We start from the raw sequence: 14,092 nt of genomic DNA, 5'->3' as shown, positions 1-14,092 counted from the left end.
ACACATGACACTGATGATGATAATTCTGGCCATCTGCGGCGGCGCGACGCTGAGCATACAGGCCGCAATTAATGGGCAGCTCGGCAGCAGCGTGGGCGTTTTCAAGAGCGCGTTTCTAACGTTTTCCGTCGGCGCGCTGGTGACCGCCCTGCTCATTTTCTTCTTTGAGCCTAAGCAGGCGGTCACGCTGCTGGACGTGCCGAAATGGCAGCTCCTCGGGGCGATGTTTGGCGTGCCCTATATCGTGATAATGGTGCTCGCCGTACAGCGGATCGGCACCGCCGTCGCCACGGTGGCGGTGATATTCGGCCAGCTCGCCATGAGTATGCTGATTGATAACTTTGGCTGGCTGGGCAATCCCGCCATTTCGTTTTCACCGAGCCGTCTGAGCGCGGTGGTATGCCTGGGGATTGCCCTGTACTTCATCTACTCCAGCAGCAAAACCGGCAGCGTCCGCGACTAAGCTGAGGTCTTACGGGTAAAGAACAGCGTTACCGTGGCGACGGTGACGCCCAGTTTCTTCATCTCGGTTTTATTAAACAGATGGTTCTCATCCTGCAGGTACATCCAGTCGTCAAAGTTCAGTAGCCAGGTGCTGCCGTTGGCCTTCACGTTCATGCTGTAATGCCAGTTGAACGCGTTGCCGGCGGCCTGCCCCGTTGCTACCCCTTCAATATCCCCCGCCGTGCCTTCGTAGCGATCGCTCCCCACGCGGCGGATATGCCAGACCCGCTGCTGCTTCTCGCCGTCGTCGTAAACGAAGTGCTCGTTCAGCGTCAGCGTATCGCCGATAACGTCCCCGGCAATCTCAACGTGAAAGCGGCGGATCTGCTTGCCGCTGCGATCCTGCACCATCCCCCACGCTTCGGTTTTGCCCTGGAAGTAATGGAAGATATCCAGCCGCGGCGACTGCTGGCGATACTCGGTCACCTCCGTGCTACAGCCTGCCAGCAGCATCGTCAATGCCAGCGCCATCATCAGGATACGTTTCATTTTTGGCCTCCGATTAACTGCTGACGCAGCTCAGGGTATTGCGTACGAGGGTCGAGCCAGATGGCCAGGAAGCGGGTGCTGAACGCTTCTGACTGACGCGGTCCGAGTGGAATAAAGGCTTTTTGCGCCGCTGACGCGCGATACCAGAACTGCCCCTGCCCGTCGTCGAGCACAAACGCCAGCTGTGCGCCCGGCCGGACATCCGGCCACAGAGAGCGCAGCATCTGTAACCAGGCTTCGCTTCGGGGTTCCCGTTGCAGGATCCCCTGCGCCTGCCACTGGTCGCGGGTCGCCTCGACAAGCTCATCGCGATCGATATCGCGCGCATAGGTAATAATCAGCGCCTGATCCTGGTTCTCCCGACCGTAACGCCCGTCCGGCGTACGCAGCTGGGAGGTATAGACGGTGAATGGCCCCCAGGTGAGCGTGGCGTCCCCCACCTTCCGCCACCCCAGCCAGTCGGTGGCCTGGGCAACAGGAACAACCAGCGTCAGACAAAGCAACAAAACCGCAGCTCTCATTTTTGTCTCCCCATCAGCAGGTGGAAAAACAGCATCAACACCAGCCAGCCCGGCGCCATCCAGCTGACGACGATAAAGGTCGGCTCCAGAAACGTGATGGCACCCAGCCGCTCGCCAATCAGGTACGCCACCGGCCCTCCCACGGCGGCCAGCAGGGTGAGCAGCCAGCCGGGCAACGTGGTGGTGCGCGTAAGCTGCGTCCAGACGGTGGCGAACATCAGCCATAATGCCACCATCCATAGCGGCATCAGGGCATCACCCGTGAAGGCGATCAGCCCCGTCAGCGCCCAGAGCGTATCCAGCAAACTGCCCGCCGCGGCCAGCCCAATGGCGTAAAAACGATATACAGACGGCAAGAGCAGGCACGCCAGGATCGCCAGCCCGAGCCAGATAATCAGGCCCTGTTCGCGAAAGAGCATCACCAGCGCCCAGTAGAGATCGAACGCGACGGCCAGCAGGAAGACCTGAAGATATCGTCTCATACGCGCTCTGCGGTCAGCTGCACCACGCTAATGGTGCGGGCGTTAAACCCGGCTTCACAGTAGCCAAAGTAATAAAGCCACATGCGGCGGAACCGCTCATCAAAGCCGAGCTTTTCAATCTCCTGCCAGGCGTGGACAAAGCGCTGCCGCCAGTGCGCCAGCGTGCGGGCGTAGTCCGGCCCCATGTCGAAGAGATTGCGCACCACGAAATCGGTGTGGCGCGTCATCAGCTCGTTCATGGCGGTGATGCTCGGCAGGAAGCCGCCGGGGAAAATGTAGCGCTGAATAAAATCGACGCTTTTGCTGTAGTCGCGATAGCGCTGGTCCTGAATGGTGATGGCCTGAATCGCCATTCGTCCACCCGGGCGCAGCCGCGCCTGACAGGTCCGGAAGAATGTAGGCAGATAGCGCTGCCCGACGGCTTCAATCATCTCTATTGAGACCAGCTTGTCGTACTGCCCGGTGAGGTCGCGATAGTCGCAGAGCAGCACCTCAACACGATCCTGCAACCCGGCGCGGGCGATCCGCTCGGTTGCCCAGACGTATTGCTCCTGCGACAGCGTGGTGGTAGTCACCCGACAGCCATAATGACGGGCCGCGTATTCCGCCATCGCCCCCCAGCCGGTGCCGATTTCCAGCAGGTGGTCGGCCTCGCTAAGCGCCAGCTGGTCGCACAGGCGCGCCATTTTGGCCTGCTGAGCCGTCGTGAGATCCTGCTCGTCTGCGGTAAAGAGCGCGCTGGAGTAAAGCAGTTCCCTGTCCAGAAAATGGGCATAGAAGGTGTTGCCCAGGTCGTAGTGGGCGGCAATATTTTCACGCGCCTGCGCGCGGGAGTTACGCCGCGTCCAGTGGCGCAAACGCTCCAGCGGTCGGCCAAGCAGCCGGAACCCTTTCTCAAGACGGCCAAGCACCTCGCCGTTGAGGGCCAGGATTTGCAGAAGCGGCGTGAGCTGCGCGGTTTCCCATTCGCCGTCCATCCAGGCTTCAGCGGCGGCAAGGCTCCCGCCCGTTAAGACGCGCCAGTAGACGGCGGGCGTGAGAATCTGCACGTCGGCGTGCAGCGCGGAGGATGTCTCGCCAAAATGGAAGGTCTGCGCCCCTTCACGCAGGGTGAGCGAACCACCGCGGATGCCGCTTAACAGACGAAACAGCAGCCATCGCGCGAGGCGGACGTTGCGCGGGATATCGGGTTCTAACGCAAAGACGGGATCGGTCATGAGCGTTCACTCCTGCTGACGGGATGGTTATACAGCGGCACGCGCTTGAGCCACAGCCTCAGCGCCTGCCAGTAAATGGCGAAAACGGTTTTCAGGGTCATAAGCGGGATGCGCAGCAGCAGCGCGCGCAGTGCCGGACGGGTCAGCGGCTCCCGGCGCAGGGCGAGCGTGGCGTCGAACACCTTCGCTTCCTGATGATTTTCAATGTGCATATGCAGCGTGTTATCCGGATCGTTGAAGCGCCAGTGGTAGATCATGTCCATCGGGTTGAAGGGGGAAACGTGAAACGCTTTTTCCGTGGGCTGGGCATGTTGCCCGTCGACCGCGTAATAATGACGCTCGTTCCACGGCGTGTTGCGAACCTCCGCCAGTACCCAGCGCAGAGTCCCCTTCCCGTCATAGCAGTAGTAAAAGTTGACCGGGTTAAAATGGAACCCGAAATACCGCAACTGCGTCAGAAGCATGACCCGCCCGTCCGGCCGTTCCCCGGTCAGGCTCTCCAGCCTGCTGAGCACGTTCTCTTTGAGCGGCGTGCCGAGCGGATAGTCCGCGTCATGGAACGCGGCGGCGGCAAAGCGATTGCGGCGCACGCCGACGGACGCCAGCAGCGGCAGCTCATCAAGATCCAGCCAGGCCATAAAGACGCTGTAGCGAAATTCATGGGTTTTCGGCTGAAGGCGGCGGTGGCGCAATACGCCGTGATAGAGGCAGCTGTTCATCTCAGTTCCCCTCTCCGGCCGCTATCGCGTTGACCACGTCCAGCGCGCTGCGCACGCCGTCTTCATGAAAACCGTTGTACCAATAGGCTCCGCAGAACCAGCTCCGCTGGTGACCGTTGATCTCGCCGCGCCGCGCCTGCGCCCGCCAGCTTTGCGGGTTAAACAGCGGATGCTCATAAACGAAGCGTTGCAGAACGAAGCGCTCATCCACCGCCGCGTCCGGGTTCAGGGTGACGCAGAACAGCGGGCTGCCCGCAGGCAGCCCCTGCAGAATGTTCATGTTGTAGGTCACACAGGCGCTGGCCTGCTCCTGCGCGCTCAGCCGATAATTCCAGCTCGCCCAGGCGCGCGGCCGCACCGGCAGCCAGCGTGGGTCGCTGTGCAACACCACCTCGTTGCGCTGCCAGCCGATATCGCCCAGCACCTCGCGCTCTGCGGAGGTCGGGTCGTCAAGCATCGCCAGAGCACTGCCGGAGTGGCAGGCAAATATCACCTGGTCGAAGGTATGGCTGCCGTTTTCAAGCTGGAGCGTGACCCCGTCCTCGTGGCGGCTCACCCGCTGAACCGGTGAATTGAGATGCAGCGTCAGCCGATCGCCCAGTTTGTCCAGCATCGCGCGGATATACTCTCGCGAGCCGCCCGGCACCACGTACCACTGCGGGCGATGGGTGATATCCAGCAGACCGTGGTTTTGGAAGAAACGTAAAAAAAGCGGCAGCGGGAAACGCTTCATCTCCTGCAGCGAGGATGACCAGATGGCGGCCCCCATCGGCAGAATATAGTGGCGCGCAAAAAAGGGCGTAAAGCCGTGCTGGTCCAGAAACGTCTGCAGCGTGGCGTTCGGGTCCACTTCCCCGTCCAGCGCCTGTTTTGCCAGACGATTGAAGCGGACGATTTCACCGAGCAGCCGCCAGAATGTCGGATTGACGAGATTTCGGCGCTGGGCAAACAGCGACGTCAGGGTGTGGCCGTTGTATTCCAGACCCGTCTCGGGGTTGTGTACTGAAAAGCTCATCTGGGTTTTTTGCCCGCTGATACCCAGCTCGCTGAGCAGGCCCATAAAGCGCGGATAGGTGCGGTCGTTGTAGACGATAAACCCGGTATCGATCGCGTATGTCCCCTGTGGCGTCGTCACGTCAACCGTTGCGGTATGGCCGCCCGGCGTGGCTCCCGCTTCAAACAGGGTCACCTGATGGTGCCCGGCCAGTCGCCAGGCGCACGTCAGCCCGGCAATGCCGCTGCCGATAATTGCAATGTTCATGAACGCACCATCCTGCGCAGCAGCGTGCGCTGAAGAAAAGCAGGCAGCCCTGAGAGCAGCCGCAAAATGAAGCCAAATCCGGCAGGAAACGCGATGTGCATTTTCCCGGCCGCCAGCCCGATACGGATCGCCTTCACCGCCTCATCGACGGTCACCCGACCCGGCATGGCAAAATCGTTTTTCCGCGTCAGGGGCGTATCGACGAAGCCCGGAGAGACAACCGTGACGGTAATCCCTTTTGGCTCCCAGTCCAGGCGCAGGCTTTCGGCAAACCAGCTCAGCGCCGCTTTGGACGCACCGTAGGCCTCTGCGCGGGGGAAAGGCAGCCAGTGGGCCATCGAGCTCACCAGCACCACGCGGTTGCCTCGAACCAGCTGCGGCTGCAGCGCCTCAAGGCAGTTCACCGGCCCGAGGAAATTGGTGTTCATGACCCGCTCCACCAGCGCTGCATCCACCACGCCACCGTCGAGGTATTCGCAGGTACCGGCGCAGAGAATAATCAAATCGGCGTAGCTGCCGGTCAGCGCCTGTCGGCAGGCCTCCCGGTCCGTCATATCGAACAGGCGAACGGTGAGATTGGGGCAGGTCTGATGCAGCGCTTCCAGACGCGCCGGATCGCGCCCGCAGGCAATCACATGATAGCCGTCAGCGGAGAAGGATTTCGCCAGCCCGGCGCCAATGCCCGAACTTGCACCGGTAATCAGTACCGTCTTCATGATTTGACCCTCCGCTTCACGCCGCGTACCGCCCAGCCCAGCAGAGGAAGATGTTCGTAGATCATCTCTCCCGCATCGTAGTAGTCGCGCTGGTGGGTGATGAGATCGTTTTCCGTCTCCACCACCGAGCACCCCGGCAGATCGAGCGGTTCGCCTCCGGCAATGCGCGGATGCGACCAGTGCATCACCCAGGTGACAACAAACCGGTTCCCGCTGCAGAGCGGCGGGTCGATAGAAAAACGGCAGTTCTCGACGTTGGCCAGCAGATGGGTGAAATAGCGCTGAAGCGCAAAGATACCGTCGTGCTCGCCGAACGGATCGACAAGCGTGGCATTTGAATGGTAAAGCCCGACCAGCGCGGACGGCGGCTGGCTATCCAGTGCGGCGTAGTACTCAACAAACCGACTCACGACAGAGGGCAAAGTGCTCATGGGTCACATCCTGGCTGTAAACAACGTGGCGTAATCACATACTTAAAACTTACACAATTAACGTTATTTGTCCAAGTTTGTGCAAACTTATTTTTTATTACCCATAAATATCAACAACTTGATAACTCAATCATTTGACGGTTTTGTCGACCGGGTAAGGCGTAGTCGCCACGCGGCTTTCACTTTCAGGTTATCCTTAAGGCAAATTCAGCGGTCATCTTCCAGGCTTATCCTTTTTATTCATAAGGATGCCTGACATGAAACGTTTCTTTCTCTCCCTCTTCTCAAGCCCGGAATCCTTACTGCAGGTGATGAGTCAGCAGGAAATTATTGAAGCCGTGGAAGATGGCGACCGCATCATTATCGACCAGGACGGGAACGCCTCGGTGAACTACAAGAGCAACGAGGTGCGGCAGGACTTTCTGCGTCACGTTAACGCGCTGAAGAGGGCCTGATATGGGAACGGCGATATTTATGGTGCTGATGGTCTGCGGGTACTGGTACACCAGCCGCGACCTGTCGACCCGCTTTAAAATCAAGCGTTCCTTTGGCTGGGATGTCTATTTTCTCGTTGCGCTTTACGGCTGTATTTTCGTTCTGCAGGGGGTGATTGCTACGGGGCTGCTCTGGCTGCTGCTGCTCACCCTTTCCGCCGCCAACAACGCCTTCCACTTTGCCTCACCAAAATACACCGACTGGCAAATCGACTTTATGAACTGGAGCTTTTTAGGCATTCAGGCGCCGGTGGTGGTGATGCTGGCGTTTGCCATTCTGTTTTGCCTCTACCGCTCTAACTGGGCAGGCAGCGCCAGGCTGGACGGCGAGAGTCGGAAAAAGCTCTACAAACGGCTTGCGCAGGCGAGCGGAATTGAACAACTGCTCTATCAGTGTATGGAGCAAGGCGAGCTGGCGCAGGTCACGCTCCGCTCGAGGCGGATTTACGTCGGCATGATCCACACCGCGACGCTGGAATATGAAAAAACGGCCAATATCGTGCTGATCCCGATGTTGAGCGGGTACCGGGATGCGAAGACGATGAACCTGCGCATCGAGAATAATTACAGCCGGTGGTACGCCGAGCATGACATTACGCTCGACTCTGAACCCCGCAGCGCCATGTCATTCCGCAAGGTGATTTTACTCAATCAGATTGAGAGCATCTCGCTGTTCGATCCTGCCAGCGCCAGCGCGCTGTCGCTGGCACAGCGGGACGAGAGCCCTGGCCCTAAAGAGACATCCCCATAATTTTGAGTATGCTCTGCTGTGAGGCAGTTTCGAAAAGGACGTTCTTGATGCAGAGCATGCCCTGCTTCTGGTAGAACCGGTACGCTCCCACGTTCTGCTCAAGCACTTCCAGCCAGAGAGAGTCCTTTCCCCTGCTTCGGGCCATGTCGATAATTTTATTGAACATGTCCTGACCATAGTGCTTGCCGGTCTCGGCAGGATCGAGGTAGAGCTTGTTGAGGAGAACGCCCCTCTTGTCCGTTTCCGGAAGCATGGCGTCCCAGGTCACTTTCATAAATCCCACTGGCCGATCGGTTTCTGCCACAAACCAGGAAACATGGCTCTCGGACAGGCTCTGCTCAATGACGGAAGGGGTATACTCGGCGTCCAAAAAATCCTTCATCTCTGCATCTGATACCCACAAATGCTGAAAATGCGCGGGATAGATACGATATCCCAACTCGCTTAATAGCGTTGAATCGGCCCCGGTGGCCTGTCGAATTCGAAGCGTCATGGAAGGTATCCCGCGTAATCACCCGCGTTGGGCATGTTGATAGAGGTCCCAGCGGTTGCCGTACATATCTTCAAACACCACCACCGTACCGTACTCTTCCTCACGCGGTTCTTCGCAGAAATGAACGCCTTTTGCCTTCATGGCATGGTAATCGCGCCAAAAATCATCCGTCTGAAGGAACAGGAAAACTCTGCCGCCGCATTGATTACCGATAAAACCTTCCTGCCTCTCATTAGACGCACGAGCCAGCAAAATGTTGCAGTCGCTTTCCGGATTGGGCGAGACGACCACCCAGCGTTTACCCGGTTGCGGCGTATCCTCTACGAGGGTAAACCCCAGCTTGTCTGTGTAGTACTCAATGGCGCGATCGTAGTCATCAACCACAATAGCCACGCAGCCGAGGCATCGTTTCTGTGTTCTCATTTCCGTTACCTTTACTCTAAATGGTTATGCTCAGCGCTTTTCCACTGAATACGCGCACATAAAAACAGCGATCGCATGCGCGACCCTACGAGCAATTTCTTCATCAGATAAGCTCTTTCTGGCGCCAGGCTTTATCTCAAGGCTTGTCATCTCTTCCGTCGTGACATCAAGGCCTTTCTCAAGAAACAGGCTGCATCAATTGCCATCGGGTAACCCTGCCAGCGCCCTCTTCAACGACGTGATGACCTCATCCGTCTCCATGCCCATCTGCGCATGAATAATGGCACCGTCAATGAGCAGCATGATTTCATTGACGACGCGCTCATCAGCGATCTTTGTCAGCAACGCAATAATCTTCTTTGTTTCGATTTTATGATCGCGGCATATCGCTTTTATTTCGCTTTCAATATCTTCGGATTTGGCTTCGGCGCTGGCATTAATAAACGCACAGCCGTGGAAATCAGGCGAAATAAACCATTCATAAAGGGTAGCCGATAGAGCGTCCGCAGGCGTCTGGCCTTCAACGAGATGTCGACGAAGCGTGGCCTCAAACCAGTTAATCCATATTTCATGTCGATAGTGTAAATAGGCGAGAATAAGCAAGCTCTTACTCGGAAAATGGCGATAAAACGTCACCTTCGTCACTTTCGCCTCTTTAATCAGCGTATCCACCCCCGTCGCTCTGAAGCCTGTGGAATAAAACAGATCGTGGGCCGTCAGTAATATTTTATCCCTGACGCTTATTTTTTTATCGTTGTTTTCGGATTCTGCTTTCATTTATCGATGGCCTCAAAACGGATGTTGACAGCGTTATTTTTCAGGCATAGATTAGCGCAAGTAGACAGATCTGTCTACATAATCACATAACGAGGTAATTGCCATGAACACACGTCCTCCCTTACCGCCCTTCACACGTGAAAGCGCTATTGAAAAAGTCAGGCTGGCAGAAGATGGCTGGAACAGCCGCGATCCGGCGAACGTTGCGCTGGCCTATACGCTGGATACCCAATGGCGCAACCGTGCAGAATTCGCCACCAACAGGGAGGAAGCGCAGGCGTTCCTGGCGCGGAAATGGAAAAAAGAGCTGGATTATCGTCTGATTAAAGAGCTGTGGGCCTTTACGGATAACCGCATCGCGGTCCGCTATGCCTATGAATGGCATGATGATTCGGGAAACTGGTTCCGCTCGTACGGCAACGAAAACTGGGAGTTCGCACCGGACGGCTTGATGAAGCGCCGCTTTGCTTGCGTTAACGATATGCCGATAAAAGAGTCCGAGCGACTGTTCCACTGGCCGTTGGGCAGACGCCCGGACGATCACCCCTCGCTGAGCGATCTGGGGTTATAGGATTTTCGCATCACTCCGGGCCGCCCCGGAGTGATGACTTTACAGCGCGCCCAGCTGTTTCATCAGCGTCAGATTGTCCTCAATATGCCAGTTCGCTGCAATTTTACCGTCACGGATTTCATAGATATCCGTGGCAATAAAATCTATTTTCTGCCCCTTTCCTTTCAGCCTGCCAAATGTCCCGGTGAATGTGCCGTAAAAATGTAAATGTGAGACCACGCGGTCGCCTGAAATAATCATCTGCTCAACGTCGCAGCGCAAATCGGGCACGGCCGTGCGAAACGCCCGCGAGGCTAAAATAGCGCCTTCCGGCCCCTGCTTACGGCCTTCCGGCGGTGTTTTATCAACAAAGTTTGCCGCCAGGGCATCACGCGCCAGAGTTTCATTACCGGTGTTCCAGAACGTGGCATATTCTCTGGCAACGGCTTCATTCGTCTTTAATTGCACCTGGGGCAGGCTCTTGTCCACAATCAGCTGTTTCGGCTGTACTCTTTCCCCCTGCGCGGAAATAGCATTGCCCGACAGACCAGCAAAAATAAGCGCCGCGATAGCGGGACGAAAGCACGTCGTATATTTCATGATGTCTCTCTACAGAGTGTTACGTTACCCGCAGACGATGCCCTGCGGATCACATTAATGAGGGGTCAGTTAATTAACGCCCCGCCCTCAATATCAATGACCGACCCGGTGACAAACGGATTGTCCATGGCGAAAAGATACCCTTGTGCGATGTCCTGCGCCCTTCCCCAGGCTTTGGCTGGCAGGGTTTCCGCCGCGCCTGCGAGCATTTTTTCCCGCGCGGCGGCGTCCATCCCCGCATACGCTTCCGTGTCGGTCAGCCCCGGACTCACGACGTTGACGCGCAGCGGGGAAAGCTCTTTCGCCAGCACCTTTGTCGCGGCCTCAATGGCGGCATTCATCGTGGTTTTTACGATGGCGCCCGCCCCGGTGCGGCGCGCCACAAACCCGCTGGTGAAGGTCAGCGTCCCGCGGGGAGCGATGTTCCCGCTGAGATAGCGGGCGACATTCAGGCTTCCCCAGAATTTTGTATCAAAGGCCTGTCTTGCCGCACGGAGATCCAGTCCGGAAAGCAGCCCGCCCGGCGCCTGTGAGCCCGCCGTGACGACAATATTATTGACCTCGCCCAGCGTTTCACTGAGCGCAACAAGCTCTGCCTCACGGCTGATATCGAGCACGAGAGTGCTAACAGACGCGGCATGAGCGCCCAGTCGTTGCCGTGCCGCGTCCAGTTTCGCGCTATCGCGTCCCGCAAGCATAATCTCCTCGCCGCGCCCGGCAAGCAGGGTGCCCACGGCGAAACCGATGCCGGAAGCGCCGCCGATAATTAAGGTTTTACGGGTCATCATATTTCCTCCTGCTGGGTGTACGTTGAGTAATCGGTATAGCCCTTGGCGGTGCCGCCAAACAGCGTGGCGGGGTCGCGCACCTGGGCCAGCGGCAAGCGGTGCGCCAGCCGGTGAGGCAAATCCGGGTTGGCAATAAACGGTCGTCCGAAGGCAATCAAATCGGCATAGCCCGCCGCCAGAATTTCTTTGGCTTTGGCAAGGTCATAGTTGCCCGCGACGATCAGGGTGCCGCTGAAGGTCTCGCGAAGCGATTGACGGAAATGCGCAGGAATCTGCGGCGCGTCGTCCCAGTCGGCTTCCGCCAGGTGGATAAACGCAATCCCCTTTTGTTCGCACCAGGCCGCAAGCGCGAGTATGGCTTCAGAGACCTGCGGGTCGTTCATCCCGCGCAGGGTAATAAACGGCGAAAGACGGATGCCCGTACGTTCGTGACCAATCGCCCCGGCAATCGCGCTTAACACGTCCTGGGCGAAGCGGATCCGGTTAGCCACCGTACCGCCGTACTCGTCCGTGCGTTTGTTGGAGGTTTGGCGCAGGAACTGGTCGATCAGATAGCCGTTTCCGCCGTGGACCTCCACGCCATCAAACCCGGCCTGAACGGCATTCAAAGCGGCCTGGCGATAGTCCGCGACGATGTTCTGAATGTCCTTGCGTGAGAGCGTTCTCGGCTGCGGGCAGTCAACCATCTGGCCTTCTCCACGCTCATTCACCACCCACACCTGCGCGTCCGGGGCCAGCGCTGACGGGGCGACGGGCTGACCGTCCTGGTGAAAACTGGCGTGCGACATTCGCCCAACGTGCCAGAGCTGAGAAAAAATGACCCCGCCCACCTGATGTACGGCCCCCGTCGTGAGCTGCCATCCTGAAACCTGCTCCGGCGAATGGATGCCGGGCGTCCAGGAGTATCCCTGACCCTGAGGCGAGATTTGCGTGGCTTCGGTGATGATTAACCCCGCGCTGGCCCGCTGCCGGTAATACTCCGCCATTAGCGCAGAGGGAATGTTGCCCGGCTGAAGGGAGCGCGCTCGGGTCATCGGCGCCATGACGATACGATTTTTCAGGTCCAGCGACCCCAGCCTGTAGCGTTCAAAGAGTGAAGCAGGTTTCATGTTTTCATCCCTTATGGTTTGGATGAAATCACTTTACAGTCGGCATCTGATTTTGATAATTACGCTAAAAATAGATGCACTTTTCGGAAAAGATGAATAATGGGTAAACTCGAAGACATGGCCTTACTGGTGGAAGTCGCCGAGGCCGGAAGTCTTTCCGCCGCCGGACGACGCCTGTCGCTTTCTCCTGCCACGATGACCGCCAGGCTGAAGGCAATTGAGGAGCGTTACCAGACGCGCCTGTTTCATCGCTCAACGCGATCCCTCACCCTGACCCGCGCAGGCGAAGAGTTTTATCACGCCGCGCTGCGCGTGCTGGAAGAGGTGCACCACGCCGAGTCGCTGCTGACGCAAAAAGAGGGCGTGCTCAGCGGCAATATTCGCCTTTCCGCGCCCTCGGACTTTGGCAGACAGTATCTCAGCCCTGCCGTCATTGAATTTTCTCGTCACCATCCTGCCGTCAAATTTTACATCTCGCTAAAAGAACACGTTGAGGATCTGGTCGCTAACCGGCTGGATATGAGCGTGCGCTTCGGCAATTTGCCGGACAGCAGCCTTGTCGTCAGAAACATCCGCCCGAACCGTCGGGTGCTGGTTGCCTCCGGGGCGTATCTTAACGACCACGGTATCCCCGCCAGGTTTGCCGATCTAGCCCGGCACCGGTGCCTGGCGCTGGAGTCTCAGGGCGTGGTGATGAACGAATGGCGCTTTGAACATGAGGGAGAGGAAAGCGTTGTTCGCGTCGAGCCCGCCATGGTGTGCGACGACGGGGCATTGCTTCGTCAGTGGGCCCTGGGCGGAGCGGGCATCGCCGGGAAATCGTGGTGGGACGTCAAAGACGACGTTGACGCCGGAAGACTCACGGTGCTGTTTGCCGACAGCTTCACCGGCTTTAGCCGCTACGATCGCAAAGATGTCGGGCTGCAGTTTGTTTACCCGCAGCGCAAGCTGCAGCCGCTTCAGGTTACGGCGTTTAGCCAGTTTTTTCTCGACTGGCTTAAAAAACATTAACGTAAAAAACAGTGATACACTTACTCCACCTGGCCGATTGTCCCGTCTTCACGACGTAAGACAGCACAACAGTAACCAAAGTACAAAATGGTCACTCGTTGCCAACCCTGGCTCGTCACGCTAAGCTTACATAATGACTAAAACTATGAACGCCCCATCAATACGTGGTCCACTTGACCATTCTGTCAGAGAGCAAATCGTCGAAGCGGCCTTTGAGCACTTCGGTCATTACGGCTATGAAAAAACCACCGTCGCCGAGCTGGCGAAATCTATCGGTTTTTCAAAATCCTACATTTATAAGTTCTTCGATTCCAAGCAGGCTATCGGCGAAGTGATCTGCGCTAACCGCCTGGAGCTGATCATGGCGGCCGTGCTTTCCGCCATTGAGGATGCGCCGTCAGCCAGCGAAAAACTCCGCCGTCTTTTTAAGTCGCTCACCGAGGCCGGCAGCGAGCTGTTTTTCCACGATCGCAAGCTCTACGACATCGCCGCCGTCGCGTCACGGGAGAAGTGGCCTTCGACGGAAAGGTATACCGAAAGCCTCCTGAAGCTGATTGAGAGCATCATTATCGAAGGCAGACAGGCTGGAGAGTTCGAAAGGAAGACGCCGCTGGACGAGGTCACCTGTGCCGTTTACATGGTGATGTGCCCTTACATTAACCCCGTTCAGCTGCAGTACAACCTTGAAACTGCCCCAACGGCGGCGGTACTTCTCTCCTCACTGATTTTAAGAAGCCTGGCCCCCTGATTAGTGAC

At 57.5% G+C, this 14,092-nt stretch carries 20 protein-coding genes; 6 read left to right on the top strand and 14 right to left on the bottom strand.

All coding sequences use genetic code 11. The features are described from left to right. Positions 1–4: 4 nt before the first annotated feature. A complete protein-coding gene (locus tag ACHH0Z_RS16560) occupies positions 5–463 on the top strand; it encodes a DMT family transporter (RefSeq protein WP_008502322.1) in 459 nt (152 codons plus the stop codon). On the opposite strand, the gene ACHH0Z_RS16555 is transcribed toward ACHH0Z_RS16560, so the two are convergent. The 8 genes from ACHH0Z_RS16555 to ACHH0Z_RS16520 are packed head-to-tail and all read right to left on the bottom strand — an operon-like array spanning position 460 to position 6,340. After that, positions 460–993: a DUF3833 domain-containing protein gene (locus ACHH0Z_RS16555; RefSeq protein WP_045410055.1), complete on the bottom strand. Its 534-nt coding sequence runs from the start codon at positions 991–993 to the stop codon at positions 460–462. The two genes, ACHH0Z_RS16560 and ACHH0Z_RS16555, sit on opposite strands and share 4 nt — an antisense overlap. Then, positions 990–1,514 (bottom strand): hypothetical protein, encoded by a 525-nt coding sequence (locus ACHH0Z_RS16550; protein WP_008502324.1) that lies wholly within the window; start codon positions 1,512–1,514, stop codon positions 990–992. Before ACHH0Z_RS16550 ends, ACHH0Z_RS16555 begins: the two co-directional genes overlap by 4 nt. Further along, positions 1,511–1,996: a DUF2878 domain-containing protein gene (locus ACHH0Z_RS16545; protein ID WP_045410052.1), complete on the bottom strand. Its 486-nt coding sequence runs from the start codon at positions 1,994–1,996 to the stop codon at positions 1,511–1,513. The genes ACHH0Z_RS16550 and ACHH0Z_RS16545 overlap by 4 nt, the downstream gene beginning before the upstream one ends. After that, positions 1,993–3,213, bottom strand: coding sequence for a cyclopropane-fatty-acyl-phospholipid synthase family protein (locus ACHH0Z_RS16540; RefSeq protein WP_023327405.1), 1,221 nt, complete (start codon positions 3,211–3,213; stop codon positions 1,993–1,995). Before ACHH0Z_RS16540 ends, ACHH0Z_RS16545 begins: the two co-directional genes overlap by 4 nt. Beyond that, a complete protein-coding gene (locus ACHH0Z_RS16535; RefSeq protein WP_008502327.1) occupies positions 3,210–3,932 on the bottom strand; it encodes a DUF1365 domain-containing protein in 723 nt (240 codons plus the stop codon). The genes ACHH0Z_RS16540 and ACHH0Z_RS16535 overlap by 4 nt, the downstream gene beginning before the upstream one ends. A 1-nt stretch (position 3,933) precedes the next feature. Then, a complete protein-coding gene (locus tag ACHH0Z_RS16530; protein WP_045410049.1) occupies positions 3,934–5,193 on the bottom strand; it encodes an NAD(P)/FAD-dependent oxidoreductase in 1,260 nt (419 codons plus the stop codon). Further along, complete coding sequence (locus ACHH0Z_RS16525) at positions 5,190–5,909, bottom strand: SDR family NAD(P)-dependent oxidoreductase (RefSeq protein ID WP_023292494.1); 720 nt, start codon at positions 5,907–5,909, stop codon at positions 5,190–5,192. The genes ACHH0Z_RS16530 and ACHH0Z_RS16525 overlap by 4 nt, the downstream gene beginning before the upstream one ends. After that, entirely contained in the window at positions 5,906–6,340 is a 435-nt protein-coding gene (locus ACHH0Z_RS16520; protein ID WP_008502330.1) for a nuclear transport factor 2 family protein, read from the bottom strand. The genes ACHH0Z_RS16525 and ACHH0Z_RS16520 overlap by 4 nt, the downstream gene beginning before the upstream one ends. Positions 6,341–6,597: 257 nt before the next feature. On the opposite strand from ACHH0Z_RS16520, the gene ACHH0Z_RS16515 reads away from it, so the two are divergent. Both ACHH0Z_RS16515 and ACHH0Z_RS16510 read left to right on the top strand, forming a co-directional pair. Then, on the top strand, positions 6,598–6,795 hold the full coding sequence (locus ACHH0Z_RS16515) for a hypothetical protein (protein ID WP_008502331.1): 198 nt from the start codon (positions 6,598–6,600) through the stop codon (positions 6,793–6,795). A 1-nt stretch (position 6,796) separates the two neighbouring features. After that, a complete protein-coding gene (locus ACHH0Z_RS16510; protein ID WP_008502332.1) occupies positions 6,797–7,585 on the top strand; it encodes a hypothetical protein in 789 nt (262 codons plus the stop codon). Here ACHH0Z_RS16510 and ACHH0Z_RS16505 read toward each other — a convergent pair. The 3 genes from ACHH0Z_RS16505 to ACHH0Z_RS16495 all read right to left on the bottom strand — a co-directional run bounded on the left by ACHH0Z_RS16505 (position 7,566) and on the right by ACHH0Z_RS16495 (position 9,278). After that, positions 7,566–7,967 (bottom strand): GNAT family N-acetyltransferase, encoded by a 402-nt coding sequence (locus ACHH0Z_RS16505; RefSeq protein WP_241772306.1) that lies wholly within the window; start codon positions 7,965–7,967, stop codon positions 7,566–7,568. The genes ACHH0Z_RS16510 and ACHH0Z_RS16505 overlap by 20 nt on opposite strands. Positions 7,968–8,096: 129 nt before the next feature. Continuing rightward, positions 8,097–8,501, bottom strand: coding sequence for a VOC family protein (locus ACHH0Z_RS16500; protein ID WP_008502334.1), 405 nt, complete (start codon positions 8,499–8,501; stop codon positions 8,097–8,099). A gap of 195 nt (positions 8,502–8,696) precedes the next feature. Continuing rightward, a complete protein-coding gene (locus ACHH0Z_RS16495; protein ID WP_045410044.1) occupies positions 8,697–9,278 on the bottom strand; it encodes a TetR/AcrR family transcriptional regulator in 582 nt (193 codons plus the stop codon). 103 nt (positions 9,279–9,381) lie between these two features. On the opposite strand from ACHH0Z_RS16495, the gene ACHH0Z_RS16490 reads away from it, so the two are divergent. Further along, entirely contained in the window at positions 9,382–9,849 is a 468-nt protein-coding gene (locus ACHH0Z_RS16490) for a nuclear transport factor 2 family protein (protein ID WP_023327398.1), read from the top strand. Between the two features lie 39 nt (positions 9,850–9,888). On the opposite strand, the gene ACHH0Z_RS16485 is transcribed toward ACHH0Z_RS16490, so the two are convergent. From ACHH0Z_RS16485 to ACHH0Z_RS16475, 3 genes are all read right to left on the bottom strand, one after another. Continuing rightward, positions 9,889–10,428 (bottom strand): ester cyclase, encoded by a 540-nt coding sequence (locus tag ACHH0Z_RS16485; protein ID WP_045410041.1) that lies wholly within the window; start codon positions 10,426–10,428, stop codon positions 9,889–9,891. Positions 10,429–10,493: 65 nt separating this feature from the next. Next, positions 10,494–11,216, bottom strand: coding sequence for an SDR family oxidoreductase (locus ACHH0Z_RS16480; RefSeq protein WP_186436498.1), 723 nt, complete (start codon positions 11,214–11,216; stop codon positions 10,494–10,496). Beyond that, complete coding sequence (locus ACHH0Z_RS16475; RefSeq protein ID WP_045410038.1) at positions 11,213–12,325, bottom strand: alkene reductase; 1,113 nt, start codon at positions 12,323–12,325, stop codon at positions 11,213–11,215. Before ACHH0Z_RS16475 ends, ACHH0Z_RS16480 begins: the two co-directional genes overlap by 4 nt. Positions 12,326–12,424: 99 nt before the next feature. Here ACHH0Z_RS16475 and ACHH0Z_RS16470 point away from each other — a divergent pair, with 99 nt between their 5' ends. Together ACHH0Z_RS16470 and ACHH0Z_RS16465 are read left to right on the top strand one after the other, a co-directional pair. Next, positions 12,425–13,336 carry a LysR family transcriptional regulator gene (locus ACHH0Z_RS16470; RefSeq protein ID WP_045410035.1) on the top strand — a complete coding sequence of 304 codons (912 nt, stop codon included), beginning with the start codon at positions 12,425–12,427 and terminating at the stop codon, positions 13,334–13,336. A gap of 133 nt (positions 13,337–13,469) precedes the next feature. After that, positions 13,470–14,084, top strand: a complete 615-nt coding sequence (locus ACHH0Z_RS16465; RefSeq protein WP_031275020.1) for a TetR/AcrR family transcriptional regulator — start codon at positions 13,470–13,472, stop codon at positions 14,082–14,084. Positions 14,085–14,092 lie beyond the last annotated feature (8 nt).

The organism is Enterobacter cloacae complex sp. 2024EL-00227 (assembly GCF_043945315.1).
GTDB classification, from domain to species: Bacteria; Pseudomonadota; Gammaproteobacteria; order Enterobacterales; family Enterobacteriaceae; genus Enterobacter; species Enterobacter roggenkampii.
Note: the sequence above shows the minus strand (reverse complement) of the source record. Positions and strands in the feature narration are given on the sequence as shown.